Raw genomic sequence first — 20,536 nt, forward strand, 5'->3', positions numbered from 1 at the left:
CGGCATTATACCGGTGGGTGTTGCATTAACGTTTAGAGAACTGGTAGCTTCTACGAGCTTTCTTCTTACCAAATTTCTTACGTTCAACACCACGTGGATCACGCTTCAATAAACCTGCAGCTTTCAATACAGGACGATATTCAGGATTCACTTCCAGCAAAGCACGGGCAATACCCAGTTTCACTGCTTCTGCCTGACCTTTAATACCACCGCCATTAGCGTTGATCTTAACATCAAACTTATCTAATGATTCGATTGTTTTTAAAGGAGCTTCTACCTGGTTTTGTAAGTAAACCAAGCTGAAATATTCTTTGTAATTTTTGTCGTTCACGGTAATGTTTCCGTTACCCTTGCTGATGAACACACGGGTAATGGCTTCTTTACGGCGACCAACTGCGTTTTTTTGCTTTTCCATTTATAAGGAATTTGAAAATTTGAAAATTTGAAAATGATTAGAACTTCAGTTCTTTAGGTTGTTGTGCAATGTGTGCATGTTTATCGCCAGCATATACAAACAACTTCTTGTACATTTTACGGCCAAGACGGTTCTTAGGTAACATGCCTTTGATAGCACGCTCCAATACCACCTCCGGACGACGACGCAGAAGGTCTTTAGCGATTTCAATTTTCTGACCACCAGGATAACCACTGAAGTTTTGGTACTCTTTGTAGTTTACTTTATCGCCGGTGAATTTTACTTTCTCAGCGTTGATGATGATTACGTAATCGCCGCAATCAACGTGAGGAGTGTAATAGGCTTTGTTTTTGCCACGCAAAATCGCAGCAATTTTTGAACTCATGCGTCCAACGGTTTGATTGGTGCCGTCCACAACGTACCAGTTACGTTGCACGGTAGCCTCGTTCGCATGCTTCGTAGTGAAATGTAATTTGCTCATTGTATTTAATTTTTACCACGCCATCCCGTGGTTATTAGAAAAATCCCGTTTTTTGGAACGGGTCGCAAAGGTAGGCACAGATTATCCACACTGCCAAAGAATGCAGGAAGTATTTTCCAATGCACTTTTACAAGACATTGATTTTCAGTAAAAATTTTGCACTAAAATTTAACTAGTACGCTCAAATGCCCGCCAAACGGACAAAAAACAACTTTGAGCAATTAAAACATGCGCCTATAAAGCGTTACAAGCAATTTAATAAGCAGCAGAAGGACACTTGTAAGATGTAATGCTGAAAGTTACCCCAATTGTTGCCATGATATATTGGTCTTTCTGGCCGCTAAAACCACGTTGCGAACCTGCTGTACCAATACGGGTACCGGTTTCGTAACTGCGATCTTGCAAAAAAGAAGCAGGCGAACCTACTGGAAAAGTGGCAAGCCCGGCATACGTACCTGATACATCATCAATAAAGTCGGTGGTGGTAAACCGGTGGGCTACTTCGAAATTAATATTGGTTTTATCGTTTAACGCATATTTAAACCCTACACCAACAGGAAAAGCAAAGGCTGTGGTAGAATACAGCTTGCGGTTAGGATAAGCTGCTGAACCCTGCCCTTCGGTGCCAAGTGGACGAAGAAAATATTTCGTATTATCTAAATAAGCATAAGGATCGAAGTTGAAAACACCTGCACCAAAAGTGATATAAGGAGTAAAGCGTTCGTCGGGATTGGTAGGATTAAACCGGAAGAAATTGAAATCGCCCTGCACCATCATTTCCCACAGGTTGGTATTAAAACTAAGGTTGCGGCGCATACGAAACTCATTCTTCTTTTCATAAACATCGCTGTAACCGAGTTGGGCAAAGTTGGCGCCTATGCGAACAGCAACATAGTTATTGATTTGTTTACGGAAGAAAACGCCTCCGGCAATTTTAGGGCGGTTGAGCCGTTTATTAGGATTCAGATCGCCAAAATAATGGGCTGCACCTAACTGTACGCCAAACTCACCTTCGTGGCGGTATCCATCGTACTGAGCAAAGACTTTTGCAGATAACTGGGTAAACAGGAAAAGAGAGAAGAGGATTTTTTTCATCAGTTTCGTTTCTCAAAAATGTAATAACGCAAATATCATGGTTTTCATATATCGCAGGCTTTGTAAACGGGTTTTTAGTTTCGCCGGTCGAGCCCCCATGATAATTTATTACGCAGTGTCTGAAGAAAGTTGTTTTCATTTAAACGAATCAGACTTACCGTAAACTCTTCCCTTTTTACAGCAAGTTGAATGGTTTTCTGTACAATCTCCTTCCTTGAATCGAGCGTACAAAGAAAACTATCGGCCCTGCCCTCAATTTCAAAAGAGATAATGTTGTTATCGGGCACCACAATAGGCCGCACATTTAAATTATGAGGTGCAACCGGCGTAATTACAAAACTCCTGGAATCGGGAAATACCACAGGACCATTACAGCTTAACGAATAACCGGTTGAACCGGTGGGTGTCGCCACAATTAACCCATCGGCCCAGTAGCTATTCAAAAATTCGCCATTGAGGTACGCATGAATTTTGATCATGGAAGAAGTATCAAGCTTATGAATAGCAAACTCGTTTAAACCATACGGAGTATCGCCAAACAAAGGCATGTTGCTGTCGAGATGGATAAGCGTACGCTCATCTTCGACGTAAGTATGATTTTTTAGTGATGCCACCACCGTTTCCAGTTCTTCCCGGCCAATGCTGGCCAGAAAACCCAGCCTGCCGAAATTAATACCCAGCAAAGGAATAGGTTGCTCCCGCACCATGGTAACAGTATCTAGCAATGTACCATCGCCACCAAGGCTAATCATACATTCAAAAGAATCATCAAGATCTTCGTTAGAATGAAACAACAAAGGCTCCTGTGTAAAGGAAATATCCTGCTTTATCTGCTCAAAAAAACCTCTGTAAATAACTGCCTGGATGTTATTGGCCTGTAACTCTTCTAACAAGCGCTTGATATCTTCTTTCTGTTCAGACTCGTAAACCCTGCTGTAGATTGCTACTTTCATCAGTTTAATATTAACTTATGTACTGCTTTATATTCGGTACATAAAAAGAATAACACTCCAGTTTATTAAAAATGTTTGTACCCATTTTGCACAGGCTATCAGCAATTAAAAATCTCTGCGCATGTGTAAAAATAATCCGTTTTGCCCCAACTGGTTAAAGGAATATTCGAACCGGGCAACAAAATCATAATAGCTCAACACATCAATACCCGCACCATATGTATACAAGAAACGGTTGTTTAAAACGCTGTTGCTGCCCGTTGGTAAATGGCTTGCACCAATATCTCCATAAACTTTAGCGACTATTTTAAATGGTATTTTTTTATACTTTTCGTTTTTTATAATAAAGGTTGGCACATTAATATTTGCCACTTCCTGGCGCAAGGTGCTTTTTAAGATTGCTGCCTGTACACCATCAATAACATAATATTCAAGACCACGTAAAAACCAATCGCCATAACCCAATGCAGCCATGTTGTACATAGGTTGTTTAAACGGAACTTTCACCATGTAGTAACCAACCAATGCTGTTGAAGTTGTTTTTGAAAGTTGGAAAAATTTTCCTGCCTTACCTTGAAACTGCCACAGGTTCATCCCTTTTAAACCAAGACCTCTTTGTGTAAATGATCCGCTGAATAAAAAACCACGCCACGGATAAACGTTGTTATTTGCATTAAGATATTGATAGGTGTAAACAAACTCACCAAACCGCTGCCTTGCTTTGTTATCGGTAAAAAAAGGAAGGTATCCTTTCAACGAGTTGTTGCGTATAAGCGCACTGATTGTATCGGGGATTAATTCATCTACATAACTTAAACGAAATGCATGCCGGTGATTGATTCCTTTCCGGATGGTGTATCCTGCTTCAATTTTTACAGTTGTTCTTACAAAAGCATTAATCTGTCCGTTACCTGCGGGATAGAACACTTGCTTGTTACTGTCTGTTGCATAAGCCATCTGCCTGGATTGCTTATAAAAAATTCCTCCTAAAAATCCTCTCTCAAGTTTTTTATCTGCATAGGGCTGTTCGTAAAAAACAGAGTATTCCCTGGTATAGCCGTTAATAAAGTTGAAGTTGAGTTTATCTCTTCTGCCCGATACGTTATCCCAGTTTAGTTTTAAGCCGTAGTTTACACGTTCAAGACTTCCATCCTGTTCAACTAACCATTGATTAGGATTACGATCGACCAGTTTAAAATAAGGGGAAGGAAAAATATACCAGCGTTCTTTTACATCAAACAACAAATCGATTTGTGTTTCGCTCCAGTTGGTAATGCGTGGAATGACTTCGAGAAATAACAATGTGTTGAACACATTTAACCTGGCCTGCTCAATAATTCCTTCCAGCTGGCCGGCTGAAAATTTTGCTCCTGCACGAAACGGAATTTCACGCAGGATAATGTAGTCCTTTGTGCGCTTATGCCCATCGATGGTTATTGAACGTATGGTAATCTCCGCTGAGTCGGGAAACTGGTGAATAATTTTTTGAAGCCGCTCCTTTGCCGTATCAATTGCAACGGATGGTTGTGCATACAGCCGTTGCATTGCGCATTGCAGTGCAAAAATCAAACAAATACTATAAATCAGTTTTGATTGCATCAGTCATTTTCTGCTAAGGACAGATCTTAAATGTACTATGAAAACTGCAGAAACAGATGCAGCTAAAGAGAAACTATATGTTAAGATAATTCATGAGGTGGTCGTAATTTAACCGCAGCTCCTCTTCCGAAAGATTTTCGCCAAAATATCGTACCACATTGTATTCATATCGTTCGAACGAAGCGAGAATATCCTGTATATCGCTTTTATTTACCTTGATAGCCACCATTAGCTCACCTGTTGACGGATCTGTCCATGTATTCAGGTGAATGATGCGTGCATTATTCGACTCTACAATACGGCCAATTTCAGAAATGTAAAAACTGGATGGATTTATCTGAAGAATAATGATACCGCCGGGCACTTGTGCAGCGGTATAGTTAGCTGCAGCATGCAACAGCTCATTTTTTGTAATAACTCCCAGTAAATCGCCATCATCTTTAACAACCGGCAATACCCCGATCTGCTGCTGATGCATTACTCTCAACGGAACAAGAAAAAAATCGACCGGGTTAATTTTTACAGGTGACCCCGTGTGCAACAATGTTGAAACAGCAGAACGCTCATCGGCGTTCTGTGCTTTATCTTCTGTAATAAGTCCGAGATATTTTTGTTGATCGACTACCGGCAGTTCACTGATTCGATACTCCTCCATCAGATCCAATGCCTGCCGAACTGTATCTGTGGCTTGTAAAGCGGGGATATTGTTGGTTATTAGTTCGGAGGCTGTCATTTTCAATTATTTTTAAACCGGTACAGGTGCATTTAATTTGGTAAGAAATCCATTGAGTATTTCGTTGAACTCATCGGGCCTCTCCATCATGGGTGCGTGCCCGCATTTATCAATGAAGTGTAGCTCTGAGTTTGGAATAAGCTTATTAAACTCTTTACCTACAAAAGGCGGCGTAATGGTATCGTTATTGCCCCAAATCAATAAGGTTGGTGTCTTAATTTCCTTCAATTCGTCGCCAAGATTATTACGAATAGCGCTTTTAGCCAATGCAATTACTTTGATTACCTTAATGCGTTGGTTTACGATCTCGTATACTTCATCAACCAGTTCTTTGGTTGCCATGGCAGGATCGTAGAACGTAACCTCCGTTTTCTTGCGGATGTATTCGTAATCGCCACGTTTAGGATACGTATCGCCCATACCATTTTCGAAAAGGCCTGAGCTGCCGGTAAGAATAAGCGATTTGATACGCTCCGGATGCTTCAGCACATGCACCAATGCAACATGGCCGCCTAACGAATTGCCGAGCAAATGAATATTCTTATAATCTTTAAACTCAATAAACTTCTGCACATGCTTCTCTAATCCGCCTACAGTTGTATGCAGCAGATCAAGATCAAACAGCGGAAGCATGGGCACAACAACCTTGTTGCGTTTGCTGAAATAATCAATGAGGTCCTGGAAATTACTTAACGCACCAAACAACCCATGGAGTAGTAACAGCGGTTCGCCTTCGCCCACTTCGATGTACTTAAATTTTCCTTCCTGTATAATTTCGTAGTTCATGTATTGGCAGCAAATAACACTTGTTAATTGCTAAAATAGTTGATTTGACTGAAAAACTGTAATTCAGTTACAGAATGATCTTATTGAGGCTGCAGTTGTTTTCCCATCTTTTCGAAGAACTGCTGCAACTCAGTAAACATATTGCTGAAAACAGGCAGCACAACGCCAATCATTTCAATAACCTTTGGACCAAACGGTGCAATATATTTATAGGTTATTGATGCTGTTTTTGCTTCTTCTGTTAGCAGCTTCAATTGGGCACCGTAAAATAACAGCACACTGAAAATAAGCAGGTACATACAGGCATACACCAACACACCACCCAGCTTGTTTAACCAGCCCATCCACGCAAGATCCACCGCTTTCTCAATAAGTTTTGCAACCGATCTTACAATGAGTATTACTAACAAAAATACCAATGCAAAAGCAAGGAACGGTAGCCATTGTACATTGATATTTGTAGACTGTGCCAGCCAGGCTGCAACAACTGTACTTAATTTAAGTGCAGCAGCAAGGCCAATTACAAAAGCCAAAATTGAAAACACAGCAATGATTAATCCGTTGCGTATTCCTTTTATGGCTGCAAATACCAGGGCAATTGCTACAAGTATATCAATAAACATGTATTACTTGCTTAAAAGCTCCTTTACAACTGCACTGATCGTTTTACCATCGGCCTGGCCTGCCAACTGTTTGCTTGCTACGCCCATCACTTTGCCCATATCTGCTGCCGATGTTGCGCCTACCTGTGCAACAATTTCTGCAATAATTGCTTTTAGCTCCTCACCTTCCAGTTGTTTGGGCAAAAACTGTTCAATAACTGCAATTTCCTCCTGCTCTTTTTGTGCAAGATCAGTACGGTTTTGCTGCTGAAAAATTTCCAACGAATCTTTGCGTTGCTTCACCAGCTTTTGCAACAGCTTTATTTCATCGTCGGCAGTAATTTCTCCACTGCCGCCCGATGTTTTGGCCAGTAAAATGGCAGCTTTAATAGCTCTTAATCCACGCAGGGAAGCTTCGTCTTTTGCTTTCATGGCATCTTTCATTTTAGCCATGATATTTTGTTCGAGACTCATATACGGTTACTGGTTTTGTTGAAGTTGACTCTTTTTGAATTTCTGCATGAAGGCTTTTGCAAACTCCTTCATATCTGCACTCATTTCTGGCTGATTGGTAGCACGGTTAAATGTGTCGGCCATGGTCATCAACAGCTGATAATAGAAATCAGCCATTTCATCTACCATCATGTCCTTCGTCCACAGGTCAATGCGGAGAGCCGACTTATCTGCACCATCCCAAAATGCAACCATCATTGCTTTTGCAATCTGTTCCATATCAGCATTGCTGTCGCTGGCTTTCCATTTAATCTGTTCGGGCACTTTCTGCTCGTCCAGGTATACGTCAATTGAAATATTACTTTTATGCATAGAATAAATTGAAGGGCAAAGGTAAGTTATTCGGTTGTGGCAGCGAGTTGAATACATTGCCACATTTTTTCTGCAGCTTCATTCCAGTTATACAGCTTAACCCGCTCTTTTCCGTTAGCAATTAAACGGCTTCTCAAAGCTTCATCTTTATACATCAGCATCATTTTTTCTGCAATATCCTCTGGGCTTTGCGGATTAATGTATAAATAAGCATCGCCCCCAACTTCGGGCATGGCACTTGTGTTGGATACAATGGCCGGCACACCGCACTGCAAAGCTTCAAGAGGGGGTACTGCAAAGCCTTCGAAAAAAGAAGGATAAACCATGGCATAAGCCGATGCAGTTAGCAGAGCCAGTTCGTTTCGTTCAAGATAACCGGTGAGCACTACATCATTTCTGAATTTGAATGTGCTAAGCAGCTTTGTAAACTCTTCTGTTTTCCAGGCCATACGACCGGCGACTACCAGTTTCATATTACTACGCAGCCGCTTTTTAAATAAAGAAAAGGCCTTAAGCAGGTTGATGAGATTTTTTCTTGGATGAATAGAGCCCGTATACAAAAAGAACTCAGCGCCCGATGTATATTTTAGCTTCACTTTTTCACTTACTTCATCACTAACTGCCTGAAACATTGCATTTGCCGCATTGCCAACTATGTGTAGTTTGTTTGAAGACAGGCCGAACTGTTGTTGAATATCCTGTTTAGAATAATCCGACACGGTAACAACAATTTTTGCTTTATCCAGAAAACGCTTTGTGTTCTTCTGGTAATAGCGCAGGTGAGCTTTTGAAATAAAGTGCGGATAATGCAAAAATGCCAGATCGTGTACCACAAGACACTGAGGAACAGAAGTGTTTAATGAGCAAAATCCATCCGGACTTACAAATACATCAGCCTTAATGCGTTTTAAGTAGATGGGCAACATCCAGTTGTACCATACTCTCCATGCAATAGGAAAACGTGCCTGTGGTTTAATTACAACCGGGTGAATATTCGTTGCGTAAATAAACTTTTCATCAAAGGGTCTGTCGAAAAAAAAATAAAACTGGTGTTCGGGATGATTTTTTGCTATGCGTGAAAAAATTTCATCTATATAATATCCATAGCCTTCCAGTTTACCAGGAAGCAACGTTTTTGTATTAATTGCAATCACCATAAAGTGAGCGCAAAGTTAAGCGTGAAAACTTATGAGCAGATTTTACAACGTGCAAAAGAATAAAAGCAGGGAAATGTGCAGTCTGCATCGTTGAATCCCTAAGCACTTATTCAAAAGAAGTACTATAGGAATTTATAAAGCCGGCATTTAGTTTTGCTTTTGCATGCAAAAAATGAATTTGAAAATTTTCAAATGCGGTTTATAATGAGCAAAACTGCAGAAAATACGGTGTTAGAAATTAGCGTTTTCACTTAAAATTCAAAAACATTTTTGATATCCAAAAAAAATCTGCCGGCCTATAAAGTTTGGAACAGTAATTGCTAATTATTACGTGACGTTCGAAATAATAAAAACATCATAAGCTGCAAAAAATCAGTTGTTTATGATTTAAAAATAATTCTTTCGCAACAGGGAAGAGTCAGGATACATTGATGGTTTTACAATGTGGATTTTGGGTAAACGACCCCGCTTTCCAGCGGGGTCAATTTATTTTTAGAGGTTAACACCTATTGCACGGAATGTAAGTGCGCTATACATTTGTTTCGTAATCCAGTATTCACTATCAAAACCGTATTCTATGAAACAGCTAGTCTTAGTACTTGCATTAAGTATTCTATCTACTTATTCTTTCTCACAAGAAATCAAGTTTGAATCAGGTCATCAGAAGCACGATAACAAACCAGCGATGTTTGGTACTGTTAGCAGTCGCTTTACACCTTCGCAAACATTCATTAGCGAGGTAATGAATTTCCGTTTAAACCAGCAGGTTGATTTGTTTATCACAAACGGCCTACGATTCAAAGGTCAGGTTACTTCTATAACGAGTGATGCTCCCGGTTTAACAACCGTTACTGTACAATCTACCGACCGCCCCGGTCTTCTTCTTTCAATATCAAGAACTACGTTGCCTGATCAGACAATTGCCTACCGTGGTATCATGATCAGTAAAAAACACAGCGACATGCTGATGTTGGATAAAGACCCTGTTACAGGAAATTACACCTGGAATAAAAAACAGGTTTCAAATATGTTGGCTGACTAACTCTACCTGTTCCAGCAGGTATAAGTAAACTATAAAAATCCAATAACTATGACACGTAATCTCATCATGAGCCTTGTTGCAGTATTTGCAACAACAGCTTACACTGCGCAAGCGCAGGTTCCAAAACTCAACAGTAACCCGGGTGCAAGTGCAACCATCTTTCTTGATTTCGACGGACAATCTGTTAACTCTCCTTATTGGAATGGCGGTACTCCGTTTTATGCAACTCCTTCGGGCTTAACCAGCACACAAATTACAACAGCCTTTTTCCAGGTTGCAGAAGATTTCAATCCATTTAATATCAATATCACTACAGATTCAACAGTGTATTTTGCTGCACCCATCAATAAAAGACAGCGCATTATTGTTACAGCTTACAGCAGTTGGTATGGAAGCGCAGGAGGCGTAGCCTATGTTGAATCATTCCGTTGGGGTTTAGAAATTCCAGGATTTGTATTTGCTAACCTGCTTGGTTATAACGAAAAAAATATTGGAGAAGCTTCTTCGCATGAATCTGGTCACACACTTGGCTTATACCATCAATCGCTTTATGATGCTAATTGTAATTTCATTTATGAGTATAATCCAGGTACAGGTTCAGGAGAAACAAGCTGGGCACCTATTATGGGAAACAGTTATGGCAAAACGCTTACACTTTGGCATAAGGGTAGTTCATACAGCTGCAATACCATTCAGGATGATTTAGCCATTCTCTCAGGAAGCGCTAATGGCTTTGGCTATAAAACAGATTCTGTCGGTAATACCTATCGCCAGGCAACAGCAGTTCCAATGGTACAAAGTGCTCCTGCAAATAACCAACCTTCAACACCAGGCTTTACCGTAAGCAGCCAGATTAACACTACATCCGATGTGGACATTTTTAAAATCGATGTTACTTCTACATCCCGTTTTCAAATAACTGCAAAAGGATCTGCAGGTACAACTACCAAACCTAATGTAGATATCAGAATGAGTATCCTCGATTCACGTGGAAACGTAATCAATACATATAATCCACCTACTTCGCTTGATGTTACTATCGACAGCACTCTCAACATGGGTACATATTATTTAAGCGTTTCAAATGTTTCAAATCAAAACGTATCAAACTATGGAATGCTTGGCGACTACTCAATTGCAGGTGCTGCATTACCATCTACCTTGCCGGTACAAAGCATGAAACTGAGTGGCCGTGCTGCAAATAACAAACATGAATTAAGTTGGAATATTGTTGCAGATGAACCAATTGAAAGCATTCAAATCGAAACTTCAACTAACGGAAACAGCTTTGCTGCTGTACAAAAAGTTGCAGGCAACAGTACAGGTTTCGATTATACTCCGGCAGAAAAGAAAACTGTTTTCTATCGCCTGCTGGTAACAACTGCATCGCAATTAAAATATTATTCAAACGTAGTTGCCCTGCGTGAAGTTAACAACAGTACAAAATTTGATGTAGTTACAAACATCATCAATAAAAATGAAATTGCCCTCAACAGTAAAGGCGCTTACAACTGGCGTGTACTGGATATGGGTGGCAGAGCCGTTGCTAACGGACGGACAACGACCGGTTACAATGTGTTACAAACCGGATCGCTCAACAGTGGTATGTATCTTTTACAAATCATCGATGGAGGAGAGATCGTTACACAGAAAATAGTAAAACAATAGCTTTTTTGATAGTCATAGTTTACCACTGGAACCAGCTGCCCCCTCAAAAGGGCAGCTTTTTTTATCAACCCTTTGCTTACATTTGCTATTATTCGTATTATGGAGTATAACACAACAAGAAACCATTTGACCATTCGTGAGTACGGAAGACATATCCAGAAAATGGTCGATCATATTATTACAATTGAAGACCGCCAGAAACGCCAGGAGCAGGCACATGTGGTAATTGAGCTGATGGGCTTCCTGAACCCGCATTTAAAAAACGTAGAGGATTTCCGTCATAAACTTTGGGACCACCTGTTTTTAATTGCTGATTTTAAACTGGATGTTGATAGCCCCTATCCCATTCCAACACGTGAATCGTTAAAAGCAAGACCTGAGCGTTTACCTTATCCGAAGCGTCATCCACGTTACAATCACTTAGGTAAAAATATTGAGGTAGTAATTGACAAAGCGCTGAAAGAAGAGAACCCTGAAAAGAAACAAGGTTTTGCCAATGCCATTGCTTACTACATGAAGCTTTCGTACAACAACTGGCACAAAGAAAATATTCACGACGATGCCATCCAAGCAGAGTTGAGCGCTATTACCAAGGGTGAACTGGAGTTTAACAACCGTCCTTTTGTTCGTCAATACCGACCAAGCGACGACTTCAGAGAAAACCGTGGCGGTGGTGGTAAGTTTAAAAAACACTTCCAGCAAAGAAGCGGCGGTGGTGGTGGCCGTGATAACAGAGGCGGTGGCGGTGGCCGTGATAACAGAGGAGGCGGTAATAAATTCAAAAAACGCTACTGATCTGATCGTTCAGCACAAAAAATCTCAAGGGTTAATAAGGAATTTTCTTGTTAACCTTTTTTATTTCCCTGTACTTTGTTGCTCGATCATTCTACACTTACTACATAACTATCTATATGAACGCATTTGAAGTACGAGGCGGTAAAAAGCTTAATGGCGAAATCGTTCCGCAGGGTGCAAAAAACGAAGCATTGCAAATCATTAGTGCTGTGCTGCTTACTCCCGAAAAAGTTACCATTACCAATATCCCCGACATTGTAGATGTAAATCTGCTGATTGAATTGTTGGGCGAAATGAATGTAAAAATCGAGCGGCCGCAGCGTGATACCTGCATTTTCCAGGCCGATGATGTGGACATTGATTATTTACACAGTGAACGTTTCAAAAAGAAAAGCGGAAGACTTCGTGGCAGTGTAATGCTCGCAGGACCCATGCTTGCCCGTTATAAAAAAGCATTTATTCCGAAACCCGGTGGCGATAAAATTGGTCGCCGAAGATTAGATACACATGTGATTGGTTTTGAAAAATTAGGTGCTGCATTTAACTATCACGCAGAAGATGGTTTTTTTCATCTTACCACCAACAAACTGCAAGGCGTTAATATGTTGCTCGATGAACCATCGGTTACCGGTACTGCAAATATTGTCATGGCGGCGAGTATGGCCAATGGTATAACAACCATTTACAACGCAGCATGCGAGCCCTACATTCAGCAGTTATGTAGTATGCTTAACCGTATGGGTGCAAAAATCAGTGGTATTGGCAGCAACCTCTTAACCATTGAAGGTGTAGATTATCTGGGAGGAACTGCACACCGCATTTTACCCGATATGATTGAAGTAGGATCGTTCATTGGCTTAGCTGCAATGACACAAAGTGATATACGCATTAAAAACGCATCGATTGATCACTTAGGCATTATACCTGATAAGTTTCGCCAACTGGGTATTACTGTAAACATTGAAGGAGATGATATTCATATTCCCGAACAGGAGATTTATGAAGTAAGCCGCTATTTCGATGGTGGTGTATTAACTATTTACGATCATCCATGGCCGGGCTTCACTCCCGACTTGTTGAGTATTGTTTTGGTTACAGCCATACAGGCAAAAGGAAGTGTACTCATTCACCAGAAAATGTTCGAAAGCCGTTTGTTCTTCGTAGATAAACTGATCGACATGGGTGCACAGATTATCCTTTGCGATCCGCACCGTGCAGTAGTAATTGGTTTAGAGCGTGAGCAAAAATTGAGAGGTATTACCATGAGCAGCCCCGACATCCGTGCCGGGCAAGCATTGCTCATTGCAGCTTTAAGTGCCGAAGGAAAAAGCGTTATTCAAAACATTGAACAAATCGACAGAGGCTATCAATACATTGATGAACGCTTACGCAAACTTGGTGCAGATATTAAACGAGTTGAAGGATGATCGATCGTTTAACCGATAAAGAAATTGTTTTAGAAAATAATCGTGTACTGCTGCGTCCTTTGGCAGAAAGTGATTATGAACACCTGTTGCCTTTTGCGTTAAACGAAGCTGACCTTTGGAAATATTCGCTCATCAGCCCTGCAGGTGAAGAGGGTATGAAGAATTACATCAGCACTACCTTACAAAACAAAGCTGCCGGTATTGAATACCCTTTTATTGTATTTGATAAAACAACGCAGCAATATGCAGGCAGCACACGCTTTTACGATATTCAACCCTTCAACAAAACAACGCAGCTCGGTTACACCTGGTACGGAAAAGCATTTCAACGAACAGGCTTAAACCGTAACTGCAAGCTTTTATTGTTTCAATTTGCATTTGAAGAATGGGGCTTGGAGCGTGTGGAATTAAGAGCCGATGCAAACAACGCTCCTTCTATCAATGCCATGAAAGCAGTTGGCTGTACAGTAGAAGGCATCCTTCGCAGCAATATGACCATTGAAGCAGGCGGACGAAGAGACAGTATTGTGTTAAGTATTTTAAAAGACGAATGGTTTAGCTCTGTAAAAAAACTTCTGCAACAAAAAATACATTAAGCAAAGAAGCCACACAATTGTGTGGCTTCTTTGCTATTATTCAAAAATCATTATCCTCTTCTTCTTTCCAGCAATGCCATCATCATCAACCCTAACTGAATACGTTGCTCTTCGCCTTGTTCAAAAGGAGCTTCCTGGTATAAATTAAACTTGCGGCCAAAGAAAGAAGCTTCTTTCTTAAATGTGGCCACCAGTGTACCATCAGGACGTTTCACTGTATAACTCGGATTAAAAAAGTACCCGGTAAAAATACCCAGGATCGGAATTTCAGAAAGTACCGCATCGCCCACTTTCGTCCATGCATTTTTTTCCTGTATGATCAGATCCTGTACATCTCTTTCATCATATAATTCATACTGTGCTTTCCATAACGAACGCCAACCTTTACGAGCAACACGGCCAATAGAAGTGCCATCGGGTTTTTCAAAACTATAGGTCGTATTAAAATCGAGCCATTTGTTTGCACGTATGTTATACAACAATTCCGACTGGGTTTCATCCGAAAAAACCTGTACATGTTCTTTAAACTTGAACAGCTTTTGTTTTACAAATGCTTTCGTTGTGCCACTTGCATCAACGGCTCTGAAATCGTTGTGAATAGTGCCGATGCGGAAAATGAATTGGTAAGGATAAAAGACTGCATCAAGGACAGATGTTTGGCTCATTGCTTTTAATTTTTGGTTTAGGAGATGCAATGATAACCATCATTCCCCAAAACAAAAAACCTCCCAAAGTTGGGAGGTTGTAGTATTTAAGCAGGTATTCCTTACGCCATTTGAGCGTTCATTTGTTTTGCTACTTTCTTGCGCTCTTCTTCATCTAAGATTACTTTACGCATACGGATGAAGTTTGGAGTAACCTCAATACACTCATCGAACTGGATGTATTCCATACATTCTTCAAGTGTCATCAACGTTTTAGGTGCAATACGTGTTGCATCATCGCTACCGCTTGCACGGTGGTTGGTTAATTTTTTACCTTCTGTTGCGTTTACAACAAGATCACCTGGTTTAATATGCTCTGCAATGATCTGGCCTGCATATACATCTTCACCCGGATCAACAAAGAAAGTACCACGATCCTGCAATTTATCAATAGAATAACCAGTTGTCTTATCCTGGAATTTCGAAAGCAACACACCATTGTTACGGCCGGGGATAGCACCCTTCCATGGTTTGTACTCACTAAAACGGTGCGCCATTACTGCTTCACCAGTTGTAGCAGTAAGCATTTGCGTACGCAAACCAATTAAACCACGGGAAGGAATATCAAATTCCAAATGCTGCATTTCACCCTTAGTTTCCATTACCAGCATTTCACCTTTGCGGCGTGTAACGAGGTCAATTACTTTACTTGCAAATTCCTGCGGCACATCCACCACTAATGTTTCGTATGGTTCATGTTTTTTACCGTCGATCTCTTTTACAATTACCTGTGGTTGACCAACAGTTAATTCATATCCCTCACGACGCATGGTTTCAATTAAGATACCGAGGTGAAGAATACCACGACCGTACACTACCAAACTATCACCATCTTCGCTATCTGTTACACGGAGTGCAAGGTTCTTTTCTGTTTCTTTCATTAAGCGGTCACGCAGGTGACGACTTGTAACAAACTTACCATCTTTACCAAAGAACGGTGAGTTGTTTACGCTGAACAACATGTTCATCGTTGGCTCATCTACACTGATAACCGGTAATGCTTCAGGGTTTTCTGCATCAGCAATAGTATCACCGATATTAAAATCTTCCACACCAACAACAGCACAAAGATCACCAGCAATTACTTCAGCTACTTTTTTCTTACCCATTCCTTCAAACACATACAGTTCTTTTACTTTCAGTTTACGAACTGTACCATCGGCCTGCATTAAAGCAACCTGTTGGTTTTCTTTAATGGAACCACGGCTTACTTTACCTACAGCAATACGGCCGAGGAAAGAGGAGTAGTCGAGTGAAGTGATCTGCATCTGCAACGGACCTTCCGCTACTTTTGGTGCAGGTACATATTTAATAATACCATCCAGTAATGGGTTGATATTGTCAATTTCCGTTAACGAATCGTTGAACCAACCGTTTTTACCGCTACCGTAGTAAGTAGGGAAATCGAGCTGCTCTTCTGTTGCATCGAGGTTAAAGAATAATTCAAATACGGCATCATGTACTTCATCTGGACGACAGTTTGGCTTATCAACCTTGTTGATAACAACAATCGGCTTCAGGTTTAACTGCAATGCTTTCTGTAACACAAAACGTGTTTGCGGCATCGGACCTTCAAATGCATCCACCAACAGAATTACACCATCCGCCATTTTCAATACACGCTCTACCTCACCACCAAAATCGGCGTGGCCCGGAGTATCGATTACATTAATTTTTACATCGTTGTAAGTAACAGCAGCATTCTTGGAGAAGATGGTGATACCACGCTCCCTTTCCAGGTCGTTGCTGTCCATGATGAGTTCGCCTGTTTCCTGGTTTTCACGGAAAACCTTGGTAGCGTGAAGAATTTTATCAACCAGGGTAGTCTTTCCATGGTCAACGTGTGCAATGATTGCTATATTACGAATATTCATACTCAATGTGTTAGGCAGATGAGTTGGTGATTACTGCCAAATTTAAGGCCGCAAAGGTAGGCTATTTAAGTGGGGTGGCAAGGGAAAAAGGCGGTTATTATTCTGTTATACTTTATTAGGCAGAAGCCCACTGTTACTACACTTCAGCCTGGTTTGGAAGCCGGCTTAAGCCTTTCTGTTTACTGTTTTTGGAGATTATTTTAGACATCAGCACTGCAAAAGCCGGCGACAAAGCAATCTAATTTCTTTCTCCACAGCAACCCATCTCCCATTTGCATCCTGTAAATTGCAGGCTTATTTCGATTTATGATTGATTATTTAAAAGGATTGAACGACCGGCAAAAAGAAGCGGTAATCACCATCGAAGGACCGTTGATGATTGTGGCCGGTGCAGGCAGTGGTAAAACCAAAGTGCTTACAACACGTATTGCCCACTTAATGGCAAAAGGTGTGGATGCATTTAACATATTGGCGCTTACGTTTACCAACAAAGCAGCCAAAGAAATGAAAGAACGTGTGGAGCATATTCTCGGCAACCACGAGGCAAGAAATTTATACATCGGCACCTTTCACAGTGTGTTTGCAAGAATATTACGCAGCGAAGCAACCAAAATCGGCTACCCATCGAACTTCACCATCTATGATACGGACGATGCAAAGAGTGTCATCAAAACAGTGATCAATGAGTTAAACCTCGATGATAAGCATTATAAGCCGGCTACTGTTTACAACCGCATCTCTTCTGCAAAAAACGCTTTGGTTAGTGCAGAAGAATATAAAAACGATTGGCACATTCAGCAGGAAGATATGCGTGCCAACCGCCCGGCCATTGCACAGATTTACGATAGCTATGCCAAGCGTTGTTTTAAAAACGGTGCCATGGATTTTGATGATCTGCTCATCAAGTTTTACGAGCTGTTGAAAAATGTACCCGAAAGTTTAAGTAAGTACCAGCGCCGTTTCAAATACATTATGATTGATGAGTACCAGGATACCAACCCGGCTCAGTACGAAATCATTAAGCTGCTTGGTGCCATGCATGAAAATGTTTGTGTAGTGGGTGATGATGCACAGAGTATTTACAGTTTCCGTGGTGCAACCATCGAAAACATATTACAGTTTCAGAAAGACTATGATAATGTAAAGGTGGTAAAGCTGGAGCAGAATTACCGCAGTACAAAAACCATCCTCAATGTTGCCAACGAAGTTATTGCCAACAACAAAGGACAAATTGAAAAAACACTTTTTACCGATAATGGTGATGGAGAAAAGATTCGTCTTGTTCGTTCGCTGACGGATAATGATGAGGGCAAATTTGTAGCTGATACGATTCAGGAACAAAAACTCCGCAATCATTACCGCAATAAAGATTTTGCTATTCTGTATCGCACCAATGCGCAAAGCCGTGCATTTGAAGAAAGCTTGCGCCGCATGGGTATTCCGTACATTATCTACGGTGGTATCAGTTTCTATCAGCGGAAAGAGATCAAAGATTTTATTGCTTACCTGCGGCTGATTGTTAACCCGAGAGATGAAGAGGCGTTAAAACGCATCATCAACTATCCTGTACGGGGCATTGGTAAAACAACTGTTGATAAATGTGTGCTGTATGCTAACGAGCAAAACATCAGTATGTGGGAAGTGCTTACACGTGCACAACAGTTCGGCTTTAAAGCAGGTACACTTGAGGCCATTGACAACTTTGTAACCATGATCCGCAGTTTTGCCAGCATGCTGCAAAAGAACAATGCATACGATGTAGCAGTGCATGTGGGCAAACAAACCAACATCGTCAAAGAATTATTCAACGATAAGAGTACCGAGGGTTTACAGCGTTACGAAAACATCCAGGAGTTACTCAACTCTATTAAAGAATGGGTAGATGATACAGCCAACCGTCAACAGATTGATGATGACGGTGTAATGCTGGAAGAAAACGATGCTTTTGCTGAGCCGGAAAAGCCACAACAGGAATTATCGTTCGATACTGCACCTGCACAAACAGAAGAGCAAAAGAAACTTGGTGCTGTTACATTGGGTGCTTATCTGCAACAGATTACCTTGTTAACGGATGCAGATGATAAAGACCCCGATGCAGACAATGTAAAACTCATGACCATCCATGCCGCAAAAGGTTTGGAATTTGAATGTGTGTTTGCAGCCGGTTTGGAAGAACAACTGTTCCCCAGTGCGCTTTCCATCAATACAAGAGAAGAGCTGGAAGAAGAACGTCGTTTGTTTTATGTAGTGATCACCCGTGCAAAAAAGAAACTCTGGATCACCTACGCCAACACCCGTTACAAGTTTGGACAAATTGTACAAAACGAACCCAGCCGTTTCTTAGATGAATTGCCCGAACAGTTTATTGATAAAAGTTTTGCCGGTGGCGGATTACGCAATCAATCATCCGGCTCATCTTTTGGCAGTGGTTCCGCATTCGATCGTATGAAAGGAGGCTTTGGTAACCGCAGCAGCGAATACGATGATGTTGCAAAAGCAGAGAAACGTTATGGTGCTCCACCAAAAGCATCAACTGCAAAATCATCGTATGCTACACCTCCTGCAAGGCCACAAACAGTAGAACATAAACCAACTGCCGATTTTGTTGCAAGCGATACCAGTAACCTGGAAGTGGGCAACAAAGTAGAGCACCAAAAATTTGGGTTTGGCGAAGTGATAAAAATGGAAGGCAGTACACACAATCCTATCGCTACCGTAAAGTTTGAGTTGAATGGCGAAAAGAAGATCATGCTCAACTACGCCAAGCTGCGGATAATAAGTTAAACATTGCAAGAAAAACAAAGTGCACAAATAAGAAAGCCTCCGCATGCGGAGGCTTTGTATTTACCATTGGGGCCGACCAATTAAAATAATCCATCTACACTAAAGTAACGCTCGCCGGTATCGTAGTTAAAGATCAGCACTTTGCTGCCTTTTGGAATTTCCGGTAATTTCTTTGCAAGAGCAGCCATTGTTGCACCGCTTGAAATACCCTGGAAAATACCTTCTTCTTTTGCTGCACGTTGTGCATAGGCAAACGCATCATCTTTACTTACCTGTATTACTCCATCCAATACATCGGTATGCAGGTTGGCAGGAATAAAACCAGCACCAATACCTTGAAGCGGGTGTGGTGAAGGTTCGCCACCGCTGATAACAGGAGAAAGCTCCGGTTCAACTGCAAACACTTTTACATTAGGGAATTTCTTTTTCAACTCACGGCCAACACCGGTAATATGTCCGCCAGTACCAACACCTGTAATCAGGTAGTCAATTCCATCAGGGAAGTCGGCAATAATTTCCTGTGCTGTTGTTTTTGCATGTACTTCAACGTTCGCCGGGTTATCGAACTGTTGCGGCATCCAGCTGTTGGGTGTTGATTCAATCAGTTCCTGCGCTTTGGCAATAGCGCCTTTCATGCCTTTTTCACGTGGTGTTAATTCAAACGTTGCACCATACACGCTCATCAACTTACGGCGTTCAATACTCATACTTTCAGGCATTACCAGAATAATCTTGTAACCTTTTACTGCTGCAACCATTGCCAAACCAATACCGGTATTACCGCTGGTGGGTTCAATAATTACACTGCCTTCTTTCAAAATACCTTTTGCTTCTGCATCTTCAATCATGCTCAATGCAATACGGTCTTTAATACTACCACCCGGGTTTGCACGCTCCAGTTTACTCCATACTTCCACATCAGCAGAAAATAAACGGTTAATACGCACATGCGGCGTGTTGCCAATTGTTTCGAGAATATTATTTGCTTTCATGTTTTATT

General features: G+C 41.2%; 20 protein-coding genes. 6 read left to right on the plus strand and 14 right to left on the minus strand.

Annotated elements, in window-relative coordinates:
- Positions 1-25: 25 nt before the first annotated feature.
- The 11 genes from rpsI to IQ13_RS12955 all read right to left on the minus strand — a co-directional run bounded on the left by rpsI (position 26) and on the right by IQ13_RS12955 (position 8,646).
- On the minus strand, positions 26-415 hold the full coding sequence (gene rpsI, locus IQ13_RS12905) for a 30S ribosomal protein S9 (RefSeq protein WP_144886789.1): 390 nt from the start codon (positions 413-415) through the stop codon (positions 26-28).
- A 37-nt stretch (positions 416-452) separates the two neighbouring features.
- Positions 453-896, minus strand: coding sequence for a 50S ribosomal protein L13 (rplM, locus tag IQ13_RS12910; protein ID WP_144886790.1), 444 nt, complete (start codon positions 894-896; stop codon positions 453-455).
- A 255-nt stretch (positions 897-1,151) separates the two neighbouring features.
- Positions 1,152-1,991 (minus strand): type IX secretion system protein PorG, encoded by an 840-nt coding sequence (gene porG, locus IQ13_RS12915; protein WP_144886791.1) that lies wholly within the window; start codon positions 1,989-1,991, stop codon positions 1,152-1,154.
- Between the two features lie 74 nt (positions 1,992-2,065).
- The gene (locus IQ13_RS12920; RefSeq protein ID WP_144886792.1) at positions 2,066-2,944 is read right to left on the minus strand and encodes an NAD kinase; all 879 of its coding nucleotides are present in this window, start codon (positions 2,942-2,944) and stop codon (positions 2,066-2,068) included.
- Positions 2,945-3,049: 105 nt separating this feature from the next.
- Positions 3,050-4,489 (minus strand): POTRA domain-containing protein, encoded by a 1,440-nt coding sequence (locus tag IQ13_RS12925; protein WP_158637390.1) that lies wholly within the window; start codon positions 4,487-4,489, stop codon positions 3,050-3,052.
- A gap of 127 nt (positions 4,490-4,616) precedes the next feature.
- Complete coding sequence (locus IQ13_RS12930) at positions 4,617-5,276, minus strand: CBS domain-containing protein (protein ID WP_144886794.1); 660 nt, start codon at positions 5,274-5,276, stop codon at positions 4,617-4,619.
- Positions 5,277-5,288: 12 nt separating this feature from the next.
- Positions 5,289-6,062 carry an alpha/beta fold hydrolase gene (locus tag IQ13_RS12935; protein WP_144886795.1) on the minus strand — a complete coding sequence of 258 codons (774 nt, stop codon included), beginning with the start codon at positions 6,060-6,062 and terminating at the stop codon, positions 5,289-5,291.
- Between the two features lie 80 nt (positions 6,063-6,142).
- Positions 6,143-6,685, minus strand: a complete 543-nt coding sequence (locus IQ13_RS12940) for a CvpA family protein (protein WP_144886796.1) — start codon at positions 6,683-6,685, stop codon at positions 6,143-6,145.
- 3 nt (positions 6,686-6,688) lie between these two features.
- On the minus strand, positions 6,689-7,138 hold the full coding sequence (locus IQ13_RS12945) for a GatB/YqeY domain-containing protein (RefSeq protein ID WP_144886797.1): 450 nt from the start codon (positions 7,136-7,138) through the stop codon (positions 6,689-6,691).
- A 6-nt stretch (positions 7,139-7,144) separates the two neighbouring features.
- A complete protein-coding gene (gldC, locus tag IQ13_RS12950; protein WP_144886798.1) occupies positions 7,145-7,489 on the minus strand; it encodes a gliding motility protein GldC in 345 nt (114 codons plus the stop codon).
- Positions 7,490-7,515: 26 nt separating this feature from the next.
- Positions 7,516-8,646 (minus strand): glycosyltransferase family 4 protein, encoded by a 1,131-nt coding sequence (locus IQ13_RS12955; protein ID WP_144886799.1) that lies wholly within the window; start codon positions 8,644-8,646, stop codon positions 7,516-7,518.
- Positions 8,647-9,223: 577 nt separating this feature from the next.
- On the opposite strand from IQ13_RS12955, the gene IQ13_RS12960 reads away from it, so the two are divergent.
- The 5 genes from IQ13_RS12960 to IQ13_RS12980 all read left to right on the plus strand — a co-directional run bounded on the left by IQ13_RS12960 (position 9,224) and on the right by IQ13_RS12980 (position 14,174).
- Positions 9,224-9,688, plus strand: a complete 465-nt coding sequence (locus tag IQ13_RS12960) for a hypothetical protein (protein WP_144886800.1) — start codon at positions 9,224-9,226, stop codon at positions 9,686-9,688.
- A 48-nt stretch (positions 9,689-9,736) separates the two neighbouring features.
- Entirely contained in the window at positions 9,737-11,356 is a 1,620-nt protein-coding gene (locus IQ13_RS12965) for a T9SS type A sorting domain-containing protein (protein WP_144886801.1), read from the plus strand.
- Positions 11,357-11,455: 99 nt separating this feature from the next.
- Positions 11,456-12,151 (plus strand): DUF4290 domain-containing protein, encoded by a 696-nt coding sequence (locus IQ13_RS12970; RefSeq protein ID WP_144886802.1) that lies wholly within the window; start codon positions 11,456-11,458, stop codon positions 12,149-12,151.
- Positions 12,152-12,267: 116 nt separating this feature from the next.
- Entirely contained in the window at positions 12,268-13,578 is a 1,311-nt protein-coding gene (gene murA / locus IQ13_RS12975) for a UDP-N-acetylglucosamine 1-carboxyvinyltransferase (RefSeq protein ID WP_144886803.1), read from the plus strand.
- A complete protein-coding gene (locus IQ13_RS12980; RefSeq protein WP_144886804.1) occupies positions 13,575-14,174 on the plus strand; it encodes a GNAT family N-acetyltransferase in 600 nt (199 codons plus the stop codon). Before murA ends, IQ13_RS12980 begins: the two co-directional genes overlap by 4 nt.
- A 50-nt stretch (positions 14,175-14,224) precedes the next feature.
- Here IQ13_RS12980 and IQ13_RS12985 read toward each other — a convergent pair whose 3' ends face one another.
- Together IQ13_RS12985 and typA are read right to left on the minus strand one after the other, a co-directional pair.
- Positions 14,225-14,839 carry an LURP-one-related family protein gene (locus IQ13_RS12985; RefSeq protein ID WP_144886805.1) on the minus strand — a complete coding sequence of 205 codons (615 nt, stop codon included), beginning with the start codon at positions 14,837-14,839 and terminating at the stop codon, positions 14,225-14,227.
- A 101-nt stretch (positions 14,840-14,940) separates the two neighbouring features.
- Complete coding sequence (gene typA, locus IQ13_RS12990) at positions 14,941-16,752, minus strand: translational GTPase TypA (RefSeq protein ID WP_144886806.1); 1,812 nt, start codon at positions 16,750-16,752, stop codon at positions 14,941-14,943.
- Positions 16,753-17,058: 306 nt separating this feature from the next.
- Between typA and IQ13_RS12995 the strand changes: the two genes are divergently transcribed.
- Positions 17,059-19,536 (plus strand): ATP-dependent helicase, encoded by a 2,478-nt coding sequence (locus tag IQ13_RS12995; RefSeq protein WP_144886807.1) that lies wholly within the window; start codon positions 17,059-17,061, stop codon positions 19,534-19,536.
- Between the two features lie 80 nt (positions 19,537-19,616).
- On the opposite strand, the gene cysK is transcribed toward IQ13_RS12995, so the two are convergent.
- Positions 19,617-20,528: a cysteine synthase A gene (cysK, locus tag IQ13_RS13000; protein ID WP_144886808.1), complete on the minus strand. Its 912-nt coding sequence runs from the start codon at positions 20,526-20,528 to the stop codon at positions 19,617-19,619.
- Positions 20,529-20,536 lie beyond the last annotated feature (8 nt).

Origin of the sequence: Lacibacter cauensis (assembly GCF_007830055.1) — a bacterium.
Lineage (GTDB): Bacteria > Bacteroidota > Bacteroidia > Chitinophagales > Chitinophagaceae > Lacibacter > Lacibacter cauensis.

Excerpts from the sequence above, each read along its gene's own strand:
- rpsI (WP_144886789.1), bottom strand. The coding sequence starts at position 415 with ATGGAAAAGCAAAAAAACGCAGTTGGTCGCCGTAAAGAAGCCATTACC.
- rplM (WP_144886790.1), bottom strand. The coding sequence starts at position 896 with ATGAGCAAATTACATTTCACTACGAAGCATGCGAACGAGGCTACCGTG.
- porG (WP_144886791.1), bottom strand. The coding sequence starts at position 1,991 with ATGAAAAAAATCCTCTTCTCTCTTTTCCTGTTTACCCAGTTATCTGCA.
- IQ13_RS12920 (WP_144886792.1), bottom strand. The coding sequence starts at position 2,944 with ATGAAAGTAGCAATCTACAGCAGGGTTTACGAGTCTGAACAGAAAGAA.
- IQ13_RS12925 (WP_158637390.1), bottom strand. The coding sequence starts at position 4,489 with ATGCAACGGCTGTATGCACAACCATCCGTTGCAATTGATACGGCAAAG.
- IQ13_RS12930 (WP_144886794.1), bottom strand. The coding sequence starts at position 5,276 with ATGACAGCCTCCGAACTAATAACCAACAATATCCCCGCTTTACAAGCC.
- IQ13_RS12935 (WP_144886795.1), bottom strand. The coding sequence starts at position 6,062 with ATGAACTACGAAATTATACAGGAAGGAAAATTTAAGTACATCGAAGTG.
- IQ13_RS12940 (WP_144886796.1), bottom strand. The coding sequence starts at position 6,685 with ATGTTTATTGATATACTTGTAGCAATTGCCCTGGTATTTGCAGCCATA.
- IQ13_RS12945 (WP_144886797.1), bottom strand. The coding sequence starts at position 7,138 with ATGAGTCTCGAACAAAATATCATGGCTAAAATGAAAGATGCCATGAAA.
- gldC (WP_144886798.1), bottom strand. The coding sequence starts at position 7,489 with ATGCATAAAAGTAATATTTCAATTGACGTATACCTGGACGAGCAGAAA.
- IQ13_RS12955 (WP_144886799.1), bottom strand. The coding sequence starts at position 8,646 with ATGGTGATTGCAATTAATACAAAAACGTTGCTTCCTGGTAAACTGGAA.
- IQ13_RS12960 (WP_144886800.1), top strand. The coding sequence starts at position 9,224 with ATGAAACAGCTAGTCTTAGTACTTGCATTAAGTATTCTATCTACTTAT.
- IQ13_RS12965 (WP_144886801.1), top strand. The coding sequence starts at position 9,737 with ATGACACGTAATCTCATCATGAGCCTTGTTGCAGTATTTGCAACAACA.
- IQ13_RS12970 (WP_144886802.1), top strand. The coding sequence starts at position 11,456 with ATGGAGTATAACACAACAAGAAACCATTTGACCATTCGTGAGTACGGA.
- murA (WP_144886803.1), top strand. The coding sequence starts at position 12,268 with ATGAACGCATTTGAAGTACGAGGCGGTAAAAAGCTTAATGGCGAAATC.
- IQ13_RS12980 (WP_144886804.1), top strand. The coding sequence starts at position 13,575 with ATGATCGATCGTTTAACCGATAAAGAAATTGTTTTAGAAAATAATCGT.
- IQ13_RS12985 (WP_144886805.1), bottom strand. The coding sequence starts at position 14,839 with ATGAGCCAAACATCTGTCCTTGATGCAGTCTTTTATCCTTACCAATTC.
- typA (WP_144886806.1), bottom strand. The coding sequence starts at position 16,752 with ATGAATATTCGTAATATAGCAATCATTGCACACGTTGACCATGGAAAG.
- IQ13_RS12995 (WP_144886807.1), top strand. The coding sequence starts at position 17,059 with ATGATTGATTATTTAAAAGGATTGAACGACCGGCAAAAAGAAGCGGTA.
- cysK (WP_144886808.1), bottom strand. The coding sequence starts at position 20,528 with ATGAAAGCAAATAATATTCTCGAAACAATTGGCAACACGCCGCATGTG.